Raw genomic sequence first — 19,080 nt, forward strand, 5'->3', positions numbered from 1 at the left:
TAGCCCGCGTGTTAACTTGCCGATGGACGGCGGTTGCCGGAGGCTTCTGCAACTGCCATCTGGTTCTGTCGCTGCTTCAGATGCGCCCGGATATCGACAATAATCTTAAGCACAATCACCAGCAGAATTACGGGACCTGCATCGCCTAACACCATCGCCAGCCCGCCCCCGAAAATCAGCACCATATGCATAAAAATAATCCGGCTGTAAGGCTCAGTCATCTGCTGTTTGATGCTCCTGCCAAGGTACTCTCTGCGGCCGATAAAATTAGTGAAAAACGAGAGCCCGTGGCTTAAAAACAGTGCCAGCAAGGCAGGCCAGAGTGGCACAAATAACGCAGCCACCTCCGCCAGACTGTCTCCGGGACCGCCACCGTTGAACCCTTCCACAAACAGGCCGTAGATAAACATAAAGTGGACCGCCATAAAGGCACCGAAATGCCCGACAAAGAAGGGGCCACTGATCAGCACCAGCCAGCGATTAATGATCGCCATCTTGCACAGATTAAAGAAACCGATCACGGCACTCTCTGCCCAGTACAGCACCATCACATCAGACAATCGCCAGCCCCACAGCCACCAGCCCAGTACCGGAATCAGATTGGCCCCCACCAAAAGCAGCGTCGACAGGTAGAACTGGCTCAGTGGCGCGGCCTCTTCTGCTTCAGCCTCAGCCAAAGCCGGCGCCGGCGCAGAGCGTTTTCGGGCCATGCGTTTTTCAGCCGCCCGTTCTGCGGCGAGCGCCTGATCATTCAGCTCCGCTTCGGTCGCATCACCCTCACGTAAAATCACCCCTGTGGCCTGCTCCAGCCGGGAGCGGATCTGTGTCAGACGCGACTCATCGATCGCTGAACCAAAATCGATCTGATACCCCCCGTCATCAAACGCCAGATGCGTGCCACGCCATGCGGTGCCTGAGTTTTTCTCAGGGCTCACCCTGCGTAAATTACGCAGTCGCTTCGGATCATAAGGAATAAACAGCGCCAGTCCGGGAAGACCGATTCCAATTTCCAGCCAGCCCGGCCCGGCCCGGAGTACCTCACGGCCAGTCAACATAATCACCAGCAGCAGAGTAAGAATCAACGGCGCCACCGACCAGCCCAGCAACCAGGCGCTGGTAAAAATCACTGAAGTCAGATCCATCAGTGAATCCAGACGCGCCCAACTGGCACTGGCCTGCTGATAAGCCCCAAAGGCCGGCACCAGAAAGACCAGATCGACTACGGCGATAATGCCTATAACCAGCCAGGAACGGCGAAAGGGCAAAACCTCGCGGATACAGCCTTTTGCCGCCACCGGTTTATCAAAACCGATCCGAAAATCGGGTGCCGGGCGCTTTAACTTTTTCTTCACAAAAATATCAATCCATTCAAAATGCGTGCAAACATCAACCCTGATACGGTCATCACAAGCAACGGCCCGGGAACCTTAGCTGCTAGCCCGGTTTGTTCTTGAGGGTAAACCACCTTTCCAGAAACTCTATGCACTGAATCACCGCCGGAGGAACAAAGCGCCGGGCCGGGTACAGCGCATAGAGCGTGAGTTGCGGCCGTTCGAAGTCCGCCAGCACCTCCACCAGTTCACCGGCTGCTAACTGATCACGGCAGACAAATTCAGGCAGGTAACCCACCCCCAGACCACCTTTTATCACCTGTAGCATAAACAGCACACTGTTAACCCTGAGGGAACCATCAATTCTGATCCCCCCTTCCAATGGCCAAAGATTTTTACCTCGGAAATAACTGTACTCAAAACAGTTATGCGCATGCAGGTCTTCAGGGACTTTAATCGCCGGATTCTTTTCAAGATAGGCCGGACTGACACAGATATGATAGTTGAAGCGGGTCAGAGGCCGCCCTACATAGCTGGAATCAAATGGCTGGCTTGAGGCCCGAAACCCCAGATCAAAGCCTTCTGCGACAAGATCCACATCTTCATCTCCCAGATGGATATCCAGATCGACATCAGGGAAGGCACGCATAAAGTCAGTAAACAGGCTGGAGAGATCCGTCAGCCCCAGCGCCATGGGGGCATTCACTTTCAGTTTACCGCGAGGCTCTGCCTGAAGTTCCTCGACAAAGCGTTCTGCTTGTTCCAGTTTTTCCAGCACTTCCCGGGCTCTTGTCAGATACCCCTCTCCGGCATGAGTTAACTGCAGATTTCGAGTTGTTCTGTGCAGCAACCGGGTACCCAGTTCATCTTCCAATCGGCTGATCTCTTTACTGACCATCGATTTTGATAGCTGGTTCTGCTCAGCCACTCTGGTAAAGCTGCCCGCCTCCATCAGACGAACAAACAACTGCATTGCTCTGAGTTTATTCATTATCCCGTTTCTTATTTGGAAACATCGCTTTTACATTATTCACATATATAAAACAAACAATACATTCTACTCTCTCCCTTGTCATCTGAGACCGCTCAGACAAGCGCCTCAGAGCTGCTAACTATGGCTTTCATCCAGGGAGAAACTCTATGTATTCACTATATTTTTTACCCGATGCCTGCTCACTCGCCACTCAGGTAGTGCTCCGAGAACTGAATCAGGAGGTCAAATTAATTAACCGGCAGAACATCGCAGACTTTCACTCAATTAATCCCGCGGGGGTCGTTCCTGTACTGATGGACGGGACGGATAAGCACACCGAAGGGGCTGCGATTCTGCTCTTTCTCCTCAACAGGCATCCGAACCGGCTGTTCCCCTCTTCCCCTCAGGCGCAACAGGACGCCATTGAGAATATTATGTTCGCCAACGCTACTATGCATCCGGCTTACGGCAGGTTGTTCTTTGCCGCGGCCAACAGCGTCGATAGCGAGCAACGCCAGATCCTTTTTGCCGAATCCGCCGCCCTGATCAATCAGCTCTGGCAGGTAGTAGCACAAAAACTGGCAGATCAGCCCTATCTGGGAGGCCTGCACCCCTCGGCCGCCGATATTCTTTTAACGGTTTACTCACGCTGGGGCGACAGCTTCCCGGTTGAAATTGATATCCCGGAAAATTGCCGTTCGATGATCAACCGCGTTCTGTCACTGCCATCGTTTGTTGAGTCGCTCAAAGCTGAAGCAGCGCTCGTAACCGGGGAGAAAGCAATATGAATCCCCGGAATCTAAATGATCTGGATACTGTCATCTCACTTGTTCAGGACTACTTTTCCGGGCTGCATTACGCAGAGGTTACAAAGCTGGATGCGGTTTTCCACCCCGATGCGGTGCTTAAAGCCCCGGGCCTGCGACGCACTAAAAAAGCATGGCTGGAAAAAGTGAGTAACCGGGAGATACCGGCTGAACTGAATATGCCCTTCGACTACCGCATTTTGTCTGTCGACCTGCTCAATGAGCAAGCGATGGTGAAAGTTTACTGCCCACTTCCGGGCAGACAGTACATCGATTTCCTCGGCCTCCTTAAAGAGCAGGGCCGCTGGATGATCGTCAACAAAATGTACGCTGACGCTTAATTTGCAGTGTATCCGGGAGAGCAATAATGCCTTATATCAATGTAAAAATTACCGATGAAAATGTAACCCGCGAACAAAAAAAACAGGTGATCGCCCGTATCACTGAGGTGATGGTGGAGGTGCTGAATAAGCAGCCGGAAACCACCTTTGTGGTGATCGATCAGGTTAATACGGATAACTGGGGCATTGGCTACGATCAGGTCAGCGAACTGATCCGTATCCGCAACACAGCCTGAATGTCGTTTCTCACAAATAGTGAAATATCGTTGCATATAACGTGAAACAGAAATAAGAAAGCAGCCTAAGGCTGCTTTCTTATTGAGACATAGCTTGCGAGTAGCAGGCACATGTTTTCTATCGACACGAAGCGTGTCATAGCGCCCTGCTAAGGGGTGAGCAACGCAATACCAAAGCCGCCGCATACCGCCTTAAACGCTAAAACCAACGTATTGTGAAAATGCTACGCGTTGCGAATCCCGCTTGAACAGTTTGCTACACCTGAAAGCGACAACCGTAGCCGGTAACAATCCAGACGCATCAATAGGATAGTCCTGGCAGCTATGATACCTTAGCGCTTCTCTGTAAGGATGCGAGCCCTATGTTGTCTGAACTGCTGATTCTGTTTGCTGCCGGTTTTTTTGGCGGCGTGCTTAACTCCGTGGCTGGCGGCGGAAGTTTTATCACCTTCCCTGCCCTGCTGTTTGTCGGCATTCCACCGATCAGCGCCAATGCCACTAACACGTTCTCCGCCTGTGCCGGTTATATGAGCGGGGCCTATGCGTTTCGTAAGGATATATTGCAGGATCGCGAGAATCTGCTGAAACTGACGCTGCTTAGTTTGATCGGTGGTATCTGTGGTGCCTGGCTGCTGTTGCGCACGCCGGAAGAGGTATTTGTTGAAGCCGTACCCTGGCTGCTGCTGTTTGCAACCATTCTGTTTATCTTTGGTGCGCGGCTTAACAGCGAACTGAAAAAACTCGCTTCCGTGCACAAGCACGCCTCTTCTCTGGGCGGTTTGCTATTGTTGCTTCTGCTGTTGGGCGTCTGTATTTACGGGGGATTCTTTAACGCCGGACTGGGAATTATCACTCTGAGTTATCTGGCACTGGCCGGTTACAGCAATATCAACACCATGAACGGGATTAAACTCCTCGTCTCCTCTTTTGTCTCCCTGATCGCCATTGTGCTGTTTGTAGTGGATGGCGTGATTGACTGGTACGCCGGCACAATTGTGATGCTCGGAACACTGGCTGGCGGCTATTTTGCTGCCCATTACTCGCGCCAGTTGCCTCAGCAACTGGTACGCAACTTCGTGATTGTCGCCAGTTGCGGTATTACCGCCTACTTTTTCTACGATATTTACGCCTGATACAAAAAAGGCAGCCCTCTGGGCTGCCTATTATCGTTTACTCAGTGGTTACTGATTTTCAGCAACGGTCATATCCTCTACCTCAGGTACAGGAATATCCATGCTCTGCAGCAATACACCAACCGCCGCCATCAGACGGTATTCAGAGAGATGGTTGTCATACTTACCGTTAACCAGCTCAGAACGGGCAGAGAACAGCTCGTTCTCGGTGTCCAGCAGGTCAAGCAATGTGCGCTGGCCGATACGGAACTGTTCGGTGTAGGAATCACGTGTTTCTTCTGCAGCCATCGCGCGCTGCTCCAGCTTAGGCAGAGTCTTACCTGTCAGGATACGTGAATTCCACGCCAGACGAATATCACGATCTAACTGACGCTTGATCTCACGAACCTGCTGTTTAGCCGCTTCACTGAGGTGTTGCTGCTGACGGTTTGCCGCCTGATCAGAACCACCTTTGTAAACGTTGTAATCGCCACGCAGCATTGCCAGTTTGTCTTCGTTGGTGCCATCTACACCATCGAGATCGTTATCCCAGTTGGCTTCCAGATCCAGACGCAGCTCAGGGCTGTAACGGGATTTTTCTGCCAGCTCGCGGGAGAGGCTGTTCTCATAGTTGGCAATCGCCGCTTTCAGTTCAGGGTGACGCAGGCAAGCCTGATCTACTGCCAGTTGCAGGGTCGGCGGGATATTGTCAGTACAGCAATCTTCCAGTTTTGGCAGGCTCAGGTTTTCAGGCTCGCTACCAACGATACGGACAAAGTTCGCCCGCGCATCTTTCTGAGCCTGCAGAATAGCCAGACGGTTGGATTCCGCCTGTGCCAGACGGCCCTCTACCTGCTGCAGATCTACCGTGCTGCCAAAACCGCTGCTGGAGCGGGATTCGATACGGTCGTAGGTCTCTTTATGGAACTCGATGTTCTTATCAGACATCTGCAGCAGTTCATCCTGACGCAGCACTTCCATATAAGCTGTTACCGCAGCCAGACCCAGGCGCTCAGATTCACTGGCAACCCGGTTAACCGCTTCATCAACACGGGCATTCGCCGCATCGACTTCATTCTTGGTACGGAAACCGTCAAACAGCATCTGAGTTGCATTCAGACCTGCTTCTCCACGGGTCAGCTCAACGGTGTCCGGACGGGTAGAGCTGTTGTTGGTTCGCTCATAACCGATACCCAGATTGGCATCGACTTTAGGGTAGTAACCGGCGCGGGCCTGATCCACATTACGATCAGCGGCCAGCTTACGGTAACCGTAAACCTGCATCTCCGGGTTGGTGGTCATGGTCTGGCTGACCGCTTCTGTCAGGGTCTGCGCCGGCAGATGCGTCGGCAACAGAACACAGGGCAGCAAAATCGTCCATAGTTGCTTGTTTTTCATAATTAGCTCCTGATCCTTACCGCAGCTTAGCGCATGTTGATTTCGACACGACGATTGCGCAGTTCATTGACACTGTCGGCAGTTTCCACCAGCAGTTCCCTTTCACCCATGCCGGACACTTTAATCCGCTCGGCTTCCAGACCCAGATCGATCAGGTTCTCACGGACCTTCTTCGCACGACGCAGCGAGAGGCTGTCGTTATAGCTGTGACTGCCCATGGTATCCGTGTGACCTACGACAATAACATCACCGGTCTGACGGCTGAGAATATTGGTATAAACCTCCTGCGCCTCGCGAGCGGATTCAGGGGTCAACTGATCGGTGTTGAAAATAAAGTAGAGGCGGGCCACCAATGAAGTGGGTTTCTCAACCGGAACCGGATCAGCGGGCAGAGCCATTTCGGTGTATTCACCCGGTTCACATTCATGCCCGTCTTCAGTGCGGCGAATCTTGCCACCATCGGAAAGAGCGATCTCCCACTCCGGCTTCTCTGGTGCCATGCTGTTAACCAGATTGCTATAACCAGAACAGCCACCCAGGAGCAGAAGGCTCAGGGCTGCAGCAGGTAAGCGAATTGAATTTATCATTATGGAATCATCCTTGTAACATCATAGATATCACCCAGAAGAGGCTCCCGTTGCGAGAAACACTCCTGCAGCGCAAAAAGCTGTATGGGGGCAGCCAATATGACTGTGGTCGCTCTGTCATCTGTACTGAACCTGCCAGTTCGGTCAAAGGCATGTCGCCGAAAGACCGCCGTTACAGGTTCAGCAAGTGATCCGTAAACGGCTGATTTACAGACGACACCCCTGAACACTGATACTACCGGTCCTGTTATTATCTGCCAACGTGCTTTACGCCCGCTAAGCCGATAGTTGCATCACCAATAATTACAGTACATACAATCCTGAACGCCCCGCTTCCCGCGGTTGGGCCAGACCTGTCACACTATACCAGTCCTCAGCCAATAAATAACCACTCTGAACACATAAACTAACACCTGTTTGAATGGTTATTTCCGCGTGTCAGGCAAAGTATAGACTTGATAGATATAAATCTCCTGCTTCCGGCCACCCGGACTGGCCGGAACGCCCTGTTTTGGGGCTCCCGGATAGCCTGAACACGGATGATATTGCTTGCACCGCCCCATATTCCCCACTAAATTAGTCAATTAATACGCACGGGTGTCCGGCCCCCGATTAAGCCGGAACCTGATTCGTGCGAAACCGCTGCTTAACGGCTGTATACAGGGACATGCCATGTCGTTCAAAGTGACTACTTTTTTGCTCTGCTGTACAGCGTTGCTCAGCGGTTGCGACGAAGCGCCCTCATCCCCGGGAAAAACTAAAGCCAAAGTCCACTTAGTTGAGGTGGTAACCGCCCGAAAACAGCCCCTGACGCTGGAGCGCACCCAGACCGGCACCCTCACCGCAAAACAGACCCTGAAACTGTTTAATCAGGAAGAGGGACAGATTATTCAATTGCCCTATCACGAGGGAGACGTGGTAAAACAGGGCGATCTGCTGGTCAGAATCGATGGCAAATTGCTTCAGGCCCAGCTTGAACGCGCCCGGGCAATCCGCAGAAAAGCGGAGAAAGATCTGCAACGGGTGCAGGAGCTGATCCGGCGTAAACTGGTTTCGCAATCAGAACTGACTCAGCGGGAAACTGAGCTGGCGATTGCGCAGGCAGATGAGAGGCTGATCGCAACCCGGCTTGGCTACACCTCTGTCTTTTCGCCGATCGACGGGGTGATCAGCCAGCGCCTGACCGAACCCGGCAATATCGCAGAAGAGTACAGTCATCTGCTGAGTATTTCAGACCTCAGCGCCCTGCTGATCGAAGTTTCGGTATCCGAGCTGTTTCTGAATCAGCTCAGGCTTAACATGCCGGTGGCGATTCAGATCGATGCACTGGCTAACTCCGGCACCTCCGGCGATTATCCCTTCCACGGTAAGATCAGCCGTATCCATCCGGTGATCGACCCCGGCACCCGTAAAGGGGTGGTGGAGATTACGCTGGAACCGATCCCATCAGGCGCCCGCCCCGGTCAGTTCGCACGGGTCAGGTTCAGCGTCGAATCCCGGCAGAGTCTCCTGGTACCCTATGCCAGCCTGCGCAGTCAGGATGGACAAACCATCCTTTATGTCCGTCACCCGGATGGTACGGTGGGTATCGCCGAAGTCAGTACCGGTCTGCGTTACGCAGACGCCATTGAAGTGCTCAGCGGCCTGAATGAGGGGCAGCAGGTAATCACCCGGGGATTCACCAACCTGAGGCCGGGCCAGAGCGTTCAGATTTCAGGCTCTGGCCGCGAGAAACAGGAATAAATCATGCTGCACTCGCGGGGATTAGCGAACTGGTCGATCAGCCATCCGGTCGGCGTGGTGATGATTGCTCTGGCGGTGATGGTGGTCGGCCTGTTCAGCCTGCATCGGCTTTCAATAGATCTGTTACCCCATATTATCTATCCCGAGATCCGGGTACGAGTGCTGGATAACGGTGTCCCGCCCTCCATAATGGAAGACAAAATCACCCGTCAGTTGGAGGAACAACTGGCGATCACCGAAGATGCTTACCACGTTCAGTCAAACACAACCCGTGGCGTCAGCACGGTCGACCTCTCCTTTGATTATGGCAAAGATATCGACATCGCCCTGCGCGATGCCAGCACCCGGCTGGATCGGGCCAAACGGTTCCTGCCGGACTCCATCGATCCGCCGGTGATCTATAAACTGGACCCGTCACAGATTCCGGTGATGGAATTTGTGGTCAGCTCCGCTGAACTCGACAGCACCCGGTTACGTGACTGGACCGATAACACCCTCTCCAAGTGGCTGCTCAATCTGCCCGGCGTCGCCGCCGCAGAAGTGGGCGGGGGTGTCGTGCGGGAGGTGCATGTTATCCCGGATCAGCAGCGCCTGAAGGCATACGGCCTGAGCTATACGCAGGTGATTGATGCTATCCGGTCCGCCAACAGTGATGATTCGATTGGCCGCATCGATATGTCCGGCTATGAGATTGCCAGCCGGATCAGCGGCCGGTTGCAGACCATAGATGAGCTGAAACAATTACCGATCGCTGAGAACAACGGTCAGACACTGTTTCTGACCGATGTGGCACAGGTTGAATCTTCCGCCGAAGATGAACGCATTCTGATCCGCGCCAATGGCACTTCCGGTATCAAACTCTCCATACAGAAGCAGCCCACCGCAAACACCACCGAAGTCGCCGCTTACGTTAAACAACGTCTCGCCTGGCTGCAGTCGGAACGGATTATTCCCACGGAGATTCAGGTAACAGCGATCTCCGACCAGTCGATCTATATTACTCAGTCCCTGAGTAATGCCGCGATGGCCGCGATCAGTGGCGCCCTGCTGGCGATGGCAGTGGTGTATATGTTCCTCGGCAATCTGCGCCATACCCTGATTATCGGCAGTGCGATTCCGATCGCTATAATGTTTACCTGTGTCCTGATGGGGCTTGGCGATCTGACATTAAACATTATGACACTGGGCGGGCTGGCGCTGGGCATCGGCATGCTGGTCGATAACACCATTGTTATGCTGGAAAACATCAACCGCCATCAGCAAAACCATGAACAGCCCATGCAGGCCGCACAAACGGCGGCGACTGAGGTTAACAGCGCGATTATCGCTTCTACCTCGACCAACCTCTGCGCCGTACTCCCCTTCCTTTTTATCGGCGGCCTGACCGGCCTGCTGTTTCAGGAACTGATTATTACCATTTCCGCAGCGATTTTTGCCTCCATGATTATCGCCCTGACACTGGTTCCTGCGCTCGCTGCGCGCAGCCGTATTCTCATTCGCGAAGGTCGCAGTAAACGCCGCTGGTTTGACCGGGTGATGCGTAACACTCAGGCCGCTTATGCCTCTGCTCTGGGGATCTTTCTCAACCGCCCCGGGTTTACCTTCTGCGCTTTTATTCTCGCACTGGGGCTGAGCGTGCCGGTGTTTATGAGCGGCAAACAGATCTTTCTGCCACAACTGGATAATGGCCTGATCCGGGTGATCGTATCCGCCGATACCGGTATCTCCCTACCTGAGATGAATGCCAAAACCCGGTTACTGGAAACCCTGTTTGAGCAGCAGGAGGAAACTGAAACCCTCTACACGCTGGTGGGCGGTTCGGTATTTGGCCGAACCCAGCGGGAAACCCCGAGCCGCTCAACCATTACCGTTCAGCTCAAGCCCCTGCAGCAGCGCAGTGTCAGCAGTCAGGCCTGGATACAGCGGATGAATAAGCAGATTGCAGCGCTGGAACTGGCAGGGCTCAAAGTGCGGATGAGCCAACGGGGCATTCGCGGCATCCGTACCAGCCGTGGCGATGATGATATCAGCCTGCGCCTGCAGGGTGACGATCTGCAGATTCTGAAAACGCTGGCAGAACAACTGGTTGACCGGGTTCGGTCGGTATCTGGCTTGCGCAATATCACCCATTCAGCAGAAGACTCGGTAAATGAGATATCCCTGAAGCTGGACCGGGTCAGAGCAGCCCAGTTGGGGGTCAGTCAGGAAGATCTGGTTAAAGCCGCGCGTATCTCCCTGCAGGGTCAGATCATCAGCGACTTTATCGAGGGAGACCGTTCCTACGATATTCGCATGCGTTTTAATCAGACCGACATTAACTCGCCGCAAGCGCTGGAAAATATTCTCCTGTTCCCGCAGGCCAGCTCCCGCCCTGCCGTGTTACTTGGCGATGTCGCTGCCATCGAGCTGCTGGAATCCCCCGCGACCATTATGCGTGACAACCAGATGCGGATTGTAGAAGTCACCGCCTCACTGGTTGAAGGCGCGACACTGGGTGAAGTGCTCAATGCACTGGATCAGGTCAAAACCGAATTTGCCCTGCCTCAGGGTTACACTCTTTACGATGGCGGGGCGCGACAGGCCCTCGAAGAACAAAACCAGCTCACCCTGATCTTGTTAGGGCTGGCACTGTTTCTGGTGTTTGTGGTGATGGCGATTCAGTATGAATCGCTGCGTAATCCGCTGATTATCATCTTTGGTGTTCCCTTCTGCGCCATCGGCGTGGCACTGGGCATTGAATTGCTGGCCGTGCCCCTGTCGATGCCAGTCTGGCTCGGCATGATCATGCTCACCGGGATTGTGGTTAATAACGCCATTCTGATGGTGGAGTATATTGAGATCGCCCGTCAGCAACGTAAGCTCGGTCTGCGTTCAGCCATTCTGACCGCCGCCCGGTTACGCCTGAGACCGGTGATTATGACCACCCTGAGTACCGTCGCCGGGATGTTCCCACTGGCCCTGGGCTGGGGCGACGGTGCTGAGATGTTACAGCCGCTGGCCATCACCGTAGTCTGGGGCCTGAGCTTTTCCCTGCTGGTAAGCCTGCTCCTGATTCCGGTGGTGTACCAGTTGGTCAACCGCCACCAGGCCCCGAAATAACTGCACCCACATCGGCCCGGGGCGAGCGTCCTACCGCCGGCTCAATTCCTGTACGAGGCGTGTCTCACGCCGAAAAGATACCGGCCCCACATCGGCCCGGCATGGGTCACCTGCCCTTTTCCTGCGCCCGCTCATCGATAGGCTATAGTTGAATGACCCGAACTTGCCGGGGCCACCCATCCAGCCGCAAAGGAGGTGTCGCAGATGTCTGAGCAACAGGGTTTTCCACTGTCCCGGCCGGGGCGGTTGTACCTGACCGAGGGCGGAACAGAAACCGAAATCATGTACAAATACGGTTTTGAACTGCCTCACTTTGCCATGTTTCCTCTGCTGGACAACCCGGCAGCAGTAACCAAAATGCGCGATATGTTCCGCTACTACCTTGATGTGGTGGCCAAACATAAGCTGTGTGCATTGATTGGCGGGCTCGACTACCGCGCCAGCCCCGACTGGGGCAAACTGCTGGGCTATTCCGACGCGGGGCTGGCTGAAGCGAACCTGCAATCGATCGACTTTCTGCGCGACGTGGCAGCAGAGTACGCGCATGATATTGAGCAAACCCTGATTCAGGGCCTGATCGGCCCACGGGGTGACGCCTACCAACAGGGCCATACCATCACTGCAGAGGCCGCCGAAGATTACCATGCCATACAGTTAACGACCCTGAAAAAAGCCGGTGTCGACCTCGCGCTGGCGATCACCTTTAACAATGTTGAAGAATCGATCGGCGTCGCCCGGGCAGCGAAAACGATCGGCGTTCCGCTGGCCATCTCCCTGACCCTCAATCGCAACTCAACGCTGGGTGATGGCACGCCACTGGCCGACGCCATTGAACAGATCGATCAGGCCACGGATCACTCTGTCGAATTTTATTCCATCAACTGCTCACACCCCATCGAGTATGAACCGGCCATTGATGGGGGCCCGTGGTTGCAAAGGGTTCGCGGTGTGCGGCCCAATGCCTCGAAAATGGAAAAAGTCGCACTCTGTAAGATCGGCCATCTGGAATCAGGTGACCCGGTTGAACTGGGTGAACAGTGTGGTGAACTGGCAAAACGTTACCCGCATATGGATATCTGGGGCGGTTGCTGTGGCACCTGGGATCAGCATCTGGATCAGATTGCCCTGAATATCCGCAAGGTACACGGGCTCGCCTGATCAACGGAGATAGTGCGCCAGCGCCTCAGGCGTATCGATATCCTGTTCGGCATTGGGCATCGCCAGGGTTTCAATATGCAATGACGGGCTGTAGAGGAGTTGTTTCGCCCCCTTATCTCCCTGCAGAGAGATCAGCTCAGGAAACAACGCACGGCGAAACAACGCCGGTACACCCCTGCGCCCGGCATATTCGGCACAGACCACATCGGCCGGATCAGAGATCAACAATAATCGCTGCAGATCGGTCGTCGTCAGCGCAATCTGATCCGCCAGCAGTATCAGTAACTGATCTGTATCCTCTGGTAACTGGCGAACCGCTTCAGCAATTGAACTGCCCAGTCCCTCCTGCCAATTCGGATTATGAATCAGCGGCAAAGCGGTTACACGCTGCTGCTGTTGCGCTGCAACGATTTCAGCATGCCAGGCGCCACTGACAATCGCCATAAACTCCGCTTGCAGCGGCATTGCCAACTGTATGCTGTGTTCCAGCAGCGCCACGCCGGGTGCGACCTCCGCCAGGAGTTTGCAGCCACCAAAGCGACTGCTGGACCCTGCGGCCATAATCAGCACCGCCAGACTCATGCAGCCTCACTCCGTGGCCGGGACTGGCTGGCTTCACCCAGATGCAACTGGCGATGACACTCGGCCAGAATGGACAAAGCAATACTCTCCGGCAGTTCGCCCCCCAAAGGCATACCTGCAGGGCCGGCCAGCGCTGGCTGCAGCATTGCGGTTTTCAGCCGGGCCTGACGCAACACTTTCTGTTTACGACTGTGCGGCCCGAGCAGTGCCATATATTCCAGCCCGGCCCCGTTAACTGCCTGTAAAGCCGCTGCATCCAGCTCCACATTGTGAGACATCAGCACCGCGGCATTAACCCGGTTCTGGCTGATATAGCCATTCAGGTCAGACACGTTATCACGCAGAATCCTGTCGGCCAGCATGAAATGTTCACGCCGGGCATTGGCCGGCCTCGGGTCCCACAGGCTGACTTCCCAGCCGAGCTGTTTAGCCATTGCGACCAGCGGTTGTGCATCAACGCCGCCCCCTACCACCAGCAGGTGGGGATCCGGATCAATCGCCGTGACCAGCCAGTTCTGGCCTTCACTTTGAGTAATCCGGTGTTTCTGATCGCTGCTTCTGTGCTGATCCAACGGCAAAAAGATGGAGCTCGCCCTGCCTCCATTGACCGGGATCTGCTGGTAATAGAGCCCTGAAACCCGGTTACGCAGGTGTTCATACAACTGATCCAACTGCTGATAATCATTTTCGCGGTCAATCCGGTGCAGCATGATATACACCGTGCCGCCACAACCAATACCGAGTTGAAACGAGAGATCATCCTCATCACTGCCGTCGTAACAGAGCGTCAACGAGCTGCCGGTCTGCATCACTCGCCGGGCATGGGTCTGAATATCCGATTCCAGGCAGCCCCCGCTGAGCATCCCAAACTGCTGACCGAGGCTGTTGAACAGCATCATCGCCCCGGCTTTTCGATAACTCGGGCCTTCGGTGCGGTAAACCGTTCCCAGCACCCAGTCGCATTCATCGCGCTGCGGATACCACTGTTCCAGCAATGCAGAAAGCTGGTTAGCCATGTCAGTTCCTCCTGCCCGCGCCATCAGGACGCGGGCTTTCAGGCTTAAGCGACTTAAGCGGGCGATTTAATCTGAATGGGTAAACGATCAAACGTCTGCCCGGTCAACGCGAAGAGCGCATTCGCCACGGCCGGTGCAATCGGCGGCGTACCGGGCTCACCGACCCCGGTGGGCGGCTCGGCTGAAGGCACAATATGCACCTCGATCTCCGGCATCTGATGAATGCGCAGCACTTCGTAGTCATTAAAGTTGGACTGTACTGCGGCACCGTTTTCCAGTGTGATCTCGCTCATCAATGCAGGCGACAGGCCAAAGCCGATGCCCCCCTCCATTTGTGCTTTGATCACATCCGGGTTAATTGCTAAACCGCAATCCACAGCACAGATGACTTTCACAACGCGGAAAGTTCCATCCTCCGCCAGCGCTACTTCGGCAACCTGAGCCACGTAGGAGTTAAACGATTCGACCACCGCCACCCCCTGAGCATGGCCTTTCGGCAGGGTTTTACCCCAACCGGCTTTTTCCGCCGCCAGTTTAAGTACGCCGCTGTGTCGTGGGTGCGCTTTCAGCAACTCAAGACGCAAGGCAACCGGATCTTTGCCGGCTGCTTTAGCCACCCGGTCCATAAACACTTCGGTAGAAAACGCGGTATGGGTATGCCCGACTGAACGCCACCACTGTACCGGAACCGGTAACTGTACGGTGTGCAGTTCGACCTGCAGGTTATCTACCGCATAAGGCAGGTTGTTTGCCCCCTCAACCGAGGTGGCATCGACCCCATCTTTAATCAGATACTGTTCAAGCACAGTACCGGCACCGATCGACTGACCGACAATCCGCTGTTGCCAGGCAATCAGATTGCCATCGGCATCCAGCCCGCCACGAATACGGTGGAAGTACATCGGTCGATAGTAGCCCTGCCGGGTATCATCTTCACGGGTCCAGACCAGTTTCACCGGCGTTCCCGGACGTTGCCTGGCTATGTTCACACACTCCAGCAGGTAATCGGCATGGGGGTTGGCCCGACGCCCGAAACTACCTCCGGCAAACAGCATATTGATCTTCACCTGTTCCGGTTTAATCTGCAGAAGCGCCGCAATAGTGTACTGGTCGTTGGTCTGCATCTGCTCACCGTTCCAGATCTCGCAACCCCCGGCACTGACTCTGGCCACGCAGTTAAGCGGCTCCATCGCCGCGTGGGCCAGATAAGGAAATTCAAAATCCGCTTCGATCAGGGTCGCAGCATTGTCCAGCCCGGCAACAGCATCACCGTTATTAGTCGCTGTTGCGCCGGGTTTTGCCGCCAGCTCGCGGTACTTCTGCATCAGTTGCGCCGAGCTTTTATTCAGTGCCTGAGACTGATCCCACTCGATGCTGAGCGCATCACGGCCTTTTTTCGCACTCCAGAAATCTATGGCCAGCACCGCAACGCCTGTTGGAATGGCGACAACATCGACCACACCCTTAACCGCTTTAGCAGCCGCGGCGTCAAAGGTTTTCAGGGTGGCGCCAAAACGGGGGGCATGAGCTACCAGTGCGGTGAGCATCCCCTCCAGCTTTAAGTCCTGAGTGAAGATCGCTGTACCATCGGTTTTGCCCTGATCTTTACGTCGCAGACGGGTTTTACCAATCAGGCTGAACGCTTTCGGATCTTTCAGTTTCAGCTCCGATACGTCCGGCACCCGCTGTTGTGCTGCTGCATCGGCCAGTTCTGCAAATCCGGCCTTACGACCGCTCGCCGGATCGGTCACAACCCCCTGCTCAACCCGAATACCGGAAGCCGCTACCTGCCACTGCTCAGCCGCAGCAGCCACCAGCATCGCTTTGGCTGTCGCTCCCGCTATGCGCATCTGTTCAAATGAGTTAGCGATTGCTGAGCTGCCACCGGTACCCTGAGCGCCCCAGTGCAGGTTTTTATAGCGCGCGGCATCGGCCGGAGCGCCTTCGGCAATCACATCATCCCAATTGGCATCCAGCTCCTCAGCCACCAGTGTGGCCAAACCGGTATAACTACCCTGCCCCATCTCCAGATGCTTCATCAGCACCCGGACTTTTCCGTCGTTGCCGATTTTGACAAATGCATTGGGCTGGAATTGACCATCCCCGTTCAGGTGTGACTCTGCTTTCTCTGCGGCAACCGCATTGGGCAACTTCATCGCCAGCGTTAATCCCGCACCGCTACCTGCCACCAGTTTCAGAAAGTTACGTCGGCTGGTCGCAGCCACACCGCGCTGCTGTTTGATTCGATTCAACATATCAACTTACCCCAGCTTTTCTGCCGCCGATTTAATCGCAGCACGGATTCTTGGATAGGTGGCACAGCGGCAGATATTGCCCTGCATGGCGGCATCAATATCCGCATCGGAAGGATTCGGGTTAGACTCGAGCAGTGCTGTAGCCGACATAATCTGGCCGGACTGGCAGTACCCGCACTGGGGTACCTGCAGAGATTCCCAGGCATCCTGCACCACCTTGGCAGCAGACGATTCTACCCCTTCGATGGTGGTGATCTTCATTCCGGCCACCGCCACCACCGGAATCGAACATGAGCGTACCGGATTACCATCGGCGTGCACTGTGCAGGCACCGCACATCGCAATACCGCAACCAAATTTTGTGCCGGTCAGTTCGATATGATCCCTGATCGCCCAGAGCAACGGGGTATCGGGTTCAACATCAAGGGTATGTTCCCTGCCATTCACATTCAGTGTGACGGACATAACACTTGCTCCTGAAAGTTAGCAATTTAGACAATGCCTAATACTATGGCCGCCAGCACAATAATCCGTTATTAAGATTCTCCGAACTATTTGCACAAAACTCCGAACCTTCGCATTATTAATGGAGCATTCCGGGTATTCAGTGCCATAATCCTATGATCTGAATCACTGCTGGGAGAGGCCCGTGCACTATAACTCCAGGCTGGCTGCGACTATTGCCGGTTACTGTCAGAATGAGGGTATTAACGAAACCCCGGTGGCAGGCCTGAACCTATACCAGTTGCATGCCCCGCCTCCCCGGCAACCGGCTATGTATGCCCCGGCTATCTGTATCGTCGCCCAGGGGCGTAAACAGCTCTATTTCGGCGACCAGACCCGCGCTTACGATCCGGATAACTATCTGATCAACTCCGTGTCCATGCCGCTGGAAGCAGAAGTACATGATGTGACTGACGACGCTCCCTACCTGGGCCTGAGTCTGGAGATCGAAAGCTATCTGGTCAGCCAGTTGCTGATTGAGATGGAACTGCAGAATCAGAACACTCCGCCCACCGAAGATATTATTGTTTCCACCGCAGTGAGTGAGCGCCTCAATGACTCAGTGATCCGGCTATTGAATTGTCTCGATAATCCTATGGATACCCGGGTGCTGGCCCCAGCCCTGAAGCGTGAGATTTTTTATGAGGTGCTACGGGGGCCTTTCGGCCATGTACTGAAGAACTGCGTTGCCAACCACAGCGGAGCCCACCGGATTGCCTCAGTGGTGAATTTCATTGAGGAAAACTTTCATCAGCCACTGGATGTGGAGACCATCGCCCGGCATGCAGGGATGAGCAGCTCGACCCTGCATGATCACTTCAAGCAGGTCACGTCCATGTCACCGATGCAGTTTGTTAAAAGCCTGCGCCTACATCAGGCCCACTCGCTGCTGTTAAGCGGGAATGCCGCCAGTGAGACCTCCTATCAGGTCGGTTATAACAGCCCTTCCCAGTTCAGCCGCGAATTCAAACGTTTTTTTGGCGAATCACCCCGCCAGATTCAGGCCGCAGCGGGTTAACCGCCCCGGCCCCTTTTATTCCTGTTGATTCAGACTACTGTGGCGTCAGAAAATGCTGGTTGAGCTGGCCTTCGAGTTCGCGGTTGAAGTGCTCTGCGGATTGCATATGCTGCAACATCAGTTCGCGGGCCTGTTCGGCATCACCGGCTCTGAAGGCACTCAGCAACCGTTTATGGTAGTTCAGGTTGGCACAGGAGAACTCACGCTGCTCCGGCAGCTCTGATTTTTTGAAGAACACCAGATCCCGAATCATGTCGTTAACGAAGCGACCGATAAACTCCAGCATTGAGTTCTGACAGCGACGTGCCAGCACCACGTGAAACTCCAGCTCCGCCACCCGTTGCGCCATCCGCTCTTCAAAGCTGTCCGGTGGTGTTTCACACCGATCCACCAGCGCCTGCAGCTCATCCAGATCTTCGGCGCTCAGGTTCGGCGTCGCCAGTGCCGCAATTTCTGGCTCAATCAGGGTGCGCAAGGCGTAAATTTCGGTTCCGCAGGGTTGTTCGAAGTGGAGGAAGTTGCGCAGTAATTCGCTGGCTTTGCTGAACTCCACCCGCATCAGGACAGCGCCACCGTTAGGGCCGGTCTTAATGCTTATGAGCCCCTGAACTTCAAGTGACTTCAGCGCTTCCCGTACGGTGCCTTTGGAGCATTCAAACTGCTCCATCAGCTCTTTTTCGTTTGGCAGCCGGTCTCCCGGCTGTTTGTTATTAATGGCAACCCAGCGCTTGATCGATTCAACAATCTGATCCGCACGTTTAATACGTTTTGGGCTGGCTAAGGTCTTGTCTTGCATATTGTTTACGTCGAGAAGGTCTGGGTTTCCCATCCTGCCACAGATCAAGGTCTTTATCGATATGGTTGAATTATTATATTTATTACTATAAATAGTAAAAATAGAGTTTAAAAATTCACCAATAA

At 54.4% G+C, this 19,080-nt stretch carries 17 protein-coding genes; 8 read left to right on the forward strand and 9 right to left on the reverse strand.

Annotation, left to right across the window (positions count from 1 at the left end):
- Window positions 1-11 precede the first annotated feature (11 nt).
- Together QUD59_RS00355 and QUD59_RS00360 are read right to left on the reverse strand one after the other, a co-directional pair.
- The gene (locus QUD59_RS00355; RefSeq protein WP_286238818.1) at window positions 12-1,352 is read right to left on the reverse strand and encodes a DUF6498-containing protein; all 1,341 of its coding nucleotides are present in this window, start codon (window positions 1,350-1,352) and stop codon (window positions 12-14) included.
- An 82-nt stretch (window positions 1,353-1,434) separates the two neighbouring features.
- On the reverse strand, window positions 1,435-2,322 hold the full coding sequence (locus QUD59_RS00360) for a LysR family transcriptional regulator (RefSeq protein WP_286238819.1): 888 nt from the start codon (window positions 2,320-2,322) through the stop codon (window positions 1,435-1,437).
- 149 nt (window positions 2,323-2,471) lie between these two features.
- Between QUD59_RS00360 and QUD59_RS00365 the strand changes: the two genes are divergently transcribed.
- From QUD59_RS00365 to QUD59_RS00380, 4 genes are all read left to right on the forward strand, one after another.
- A complete protein-coding gene (locus tag QUD59_RS00365) occupies window positions 2,472-3,092 on the forward strand; it encodes a glutathione S-transferase family protein (RefSeq protein WP_286238820.1) in 621 nt (206 codons plus the stop codon).
- The gene (locus QUD59_RS00370; RefSeq protein WP_286238821.1) at window positions 3,089-3,451 is read left to right on the forward strand and encodes a nuclear transport factor 2 family protein; all 363 of its coding nucleotides are present in this window, start codon (window positions 3,089-3,091) and stop codon (window positions 3,449-3,451) included. Before QUD59_RS00365 ends, QUD59_RS00370 begins: the two co-directional genes overlap by 4 nt.
- A 26-nt stretch (window positions 3,452-3,477) precedes the next feature.
- On the forward strand, window positions 3,478-3,687 hold the full coding sequence (locus QUD59_RS00375; protein ID WP_286238822.1) for a tautomerase family protein: 210 nt from the start codon (window positions 3,478-3,480) through the stop codon (window positions 3,685-3,687).
- 362 nt (window positions 3,688-4,049) lie between these two features.
- A complete protein-coding gene (locus QUD59_RS00380) occupies window positions 4,050-4,820 on the forward strand; it encodes a sulfite exporter TauE/SafE family protein (protein ID WP_286238823.1) in 771 nt (256 codons plus the stop codon).
- 48 nt (window positions 4,821-4,868) lie between these two features.
- Here QUD59_RS00380 and QUD59_RS00385 read toward each other — a convergent pair whose 3' ends face one another.
- Together QUD59_RS00385 and QUD59_RS00390 are read right to left on the reverse strand one after the other, a co-directional pair.
- Window positions 4,869-6,197 carry a TolC family outer membrane protein gene (locus tag QUD59_RS00385; protein WP_286238824.1) on the reverse strand — a complete coding sequence of 443 codons (1,329 nt, stop codon included), beginning with the start codon at window positions 6,195-6,197 and terminating at the stop codon, window positions 4,869-4,871.
- Window positions 6,198-6,223: 26 nt separating this feature from the next.
- Window positions 6,224-6,784, reverse strand: a complete 561-nt coding sequence (locus tag QUD59_RS00390; RefSeq protein ID WP_286238825.1) for an OmpA family protein — start codon at window positions 6,782-6,784, stop codon at window positions 6,224-6,226.
- Between the two features lie 672 nt (window positions 6,785-7,456).
- Here QUD59_RS00390 and QUD59_RS00395 point away from each other — a divergent pair.
- The 3 genes from QUD59_RS00395 (at window position 7,457) to QUD59_RS00405 (ending at window position 12,784) form a co-directional block, all read left to right on the forward strand.
- On the forward strand, window positions 7,457-8,527 hold the full coding sequence (locus tag QUD59_RS00395) for an efflux RND transporter periplasmic adaptor subunit (protein WP_286238826.1): 1,071 nt from the start codon (window positions 7,457-7,459) through the stop codon (window positions 8,525-8,527).
- A gap of 3 nt (window positions 8,528-8,530) precedes the next feature.
- Window positions 8,531-11,626 carry an efflux RND transporter permease subunit gene (locus QUD59_RS00400; protein WP_286238827.1) on the forward strand — a complete coding sequence of 1,032 codons (3,096 nt, stop codon included), beginning with the start codon at window positions 8,531-8,533 and terminating at the stop codon, window positions 11,624-11,626.
- A gap of 204 nt (window positions 11,627-11,830) precedes the next feature.
- On the forward strand, window positions 11,831-12,784 hold the full coding sequence (locus tag QUD59_RS00405) for a homocysteine S-methyltransferase family protein (protein ID WP_286238828.1): 954 nt from the start codon (window positions 11,831-11,833) through the stop codon (window positions 12,782-12,784).
- Here QUD59_RS00405 and QUD59_RS00410 read toward each other — a convergent pair whose 3' ends face one another.
- The 4 genes from QUD59_RS00410 to QUD59_RS00425 are packed head-to-tail and all read right to left on the reverse strand — an operon-like array spanning window position 12,785 to window position 17,102.
- On the reverse strand, window positions 12,785-13,366 hold the full coding sequence (locus QUD59_RS00410; RefSeq protein WP_286238829.1) for a nucleotidyltransferase family protein: 582 nt from the start codon (window positions 13,364-13,366) through the stop codon (window positions 12,785-12,787).
- Entirely contained in the window at window positions 13,363-14,382 is a 1,020-nt protein-coding gene (locus QUD59_RS00415) for an XdhC family protein (RefSeq protein WP_286238830.1), read from the reverse strand. The genes QUD59_RS00410 and QUD59_RS00415 overlap by 4 nt, the downstream gene beginning before the upstream one ends.
- Before the next feature lie 53 nt (window positions 14,383-14,435).
- Complete coding sequence (locus QUD59_RS00420) at window positions 14,436-16,637, reverse strand: xanthine dehydrogenase family protein molybdopterin-binding subunit (RefSeq protein WP_286238832.1); 2,202 nt, start codon at window positions 16,635-16,637, stop codon at window positions 14,436-14,438.
- A 6-nt stretch (window positions 16,638-16,643) separates the two neighbouring features.
- A complete protein-coding gene (locus tag QUD59_RS00425; RefSeq protein ID WP_286238833.1) occupies window positions 16,644-17,102 on the reverse strand; it encodes a (2Fe-2S)-binding protein in 459 nt (152 codons plus the stop codon).
- Window positions 17,103-17,286: 184 nt separating this feature from the next.
- Here QUD59_RS00425 and QUD59_RS00430 point away from each other — a divergent pair, with 184 nt between their 5' ends.
- A complete protein-coding gene (locus QUD59_RS00430) occupies window positions 17,287-18,159 on the forward strand; it encodes an AraC family transcriptional regulator (protein WP_286238834.1) in 873 nt (290 codons plus the stop codon).
- A gap of 34 nt (window positions 18,160-18,193) precedes the next feature.
- Here the strand turns inward: QUD59_RS00430 and QUD59_RS00435 are convergent, their stop codons facing one another.
- Window positions 18,194-18,955 carry a FadR/GntR family transcriptional regulator gene (locus QUD59_RS00435; protein WP_286238835.1) on the reverse strand — a complete coding sequence of 254 codons (762 nt, stop codon included), beginning with the start codon at window positions 18,953-18,955 and terminating at the stop codon, window positions 18,194-18,196.
- Window positions 18,956-19,080: the final 125 nt, after the last annotated feature.

It is taken from the genome of Neptuniibacter halophilus (genome assembly GCF_030295765.1).
Classification (GTDB): Bacteria; Pseudomonadota; Gammaproteobacteria; order Pseudomonadales; family Balneatricaceae; genus Neptuniibacter; species Neptuniibacter halophilus.

Excerpts from the sequence above, each read along its gene's own strand:
- QUD59_RS00410 (WP_286238829.1), bottom strand. The coding sequence starts at position 13,366 with ATGAGTCTGGCGGTGCTGATTATGGCCGCAGGGTCCAGCAGTCGCTTT.
- QUD59_RS00400 (WP_286238827.1), top strand. The coding sequence starts at position 8,531 with ATGCTGCACTCGCGGGGATTAGCGAACTGGTCGATCAGCCATCCGGTC.
- QUD59_RS00370 (WP_286238821.1), top strand. The coding sequence starts at position 3,089 with ATGAATCCCCGGAATCTAAATGATCTGGATACTGTCATCTCACTTGTT.
- QUD59_RS00375 (WP_286238822.1), top strand. The coding sequence starts at position 3,478 with ATGCCTTATATCAATGTAAAAATTACCGATGAAAATGTAACCCGCGAA.
- QUD59_RS00365 (WP_286238820.1), top strand. The coding sequence starts at position 2,472 with ATGTATTCACTATATTTTTTACCCGATGCCTGCTCACTCGCCACTCAG.
- QUD59_RS00420 (WP_286238832.1), bottom strand. The coding sequence starts at position 16,637 with ATGTTGAATCGAATCAAACAGCAGCGCGGTGTGGCTGCGACCAGCCGA.
- QUD59_RS00425 (WP_286238833.1), bottom strand. The coding sequence starts at position 17,102 with ATGTCCGTCACACTGAATGTGAATGGCAGGGAACATACCCTTGATGTT.
- QUD59_RS00385 (WP_286238824.1), bottom strand. The coding sequence starts at position 6,197 with ATGAAAAACAAGCAACTATGGACGATTTTGCTGCCCTGTGTTCTGTTG.
- QUD59_RS00360 (WP_286238819.1), bottom strand. The coding sequence starts at position 2,322 with ATGAATAAACTCAGAGCAATGCAGTTGTTTGTTCGTCTGATGGAGGCG.
- QUD59_RS00395 (WP_286238826.1), top strand. The coding sequence starts at position 7,457 with ATGTCGTTCAAAGTGACTACTTTTTTGCTCTGCTGTACAGCGTTGCTC.
- QUD59_RS00415 (WP_286238830.1), bottom strand. The coding sequence starts at position 14,382 with ATGGCTAACCAGCTTTCTGCATTGCTGGAACAGTGGTATCCGCAGCGC.
- QUD59_RS00380 (WP_286238823.1), top strand. The coding sequence starts at position 4,050 with ATGTTGTCTGAACTGCTGATTCTGTTTGCTGCCGGTTTTTTTGGCGGC.
- QUD59_RS00390 (WP_286238825.1), bottom strand. The coding sequence starts at position 6,784 with ATGATAAATTCAATTCGCTTACCTGCTGCAGCCCTGAGCCTTCTGCTC.
- QUD59_RS00435 (WP_286238835.1), bottom strand. The coding sequence starts at position 18,955 with ATGCAAGACAAGACCTTAGCCAGCCCAAAACGTATTAAACGTGCGGAT.
- QUD59_RS00405 (WP_286238828.1), top strand. The coding sequence starts at position 11,831 with ATGTCTGAGCAACAGGGTTTTCCACTGTCCCGGCCGGGGCGGTTGTAC.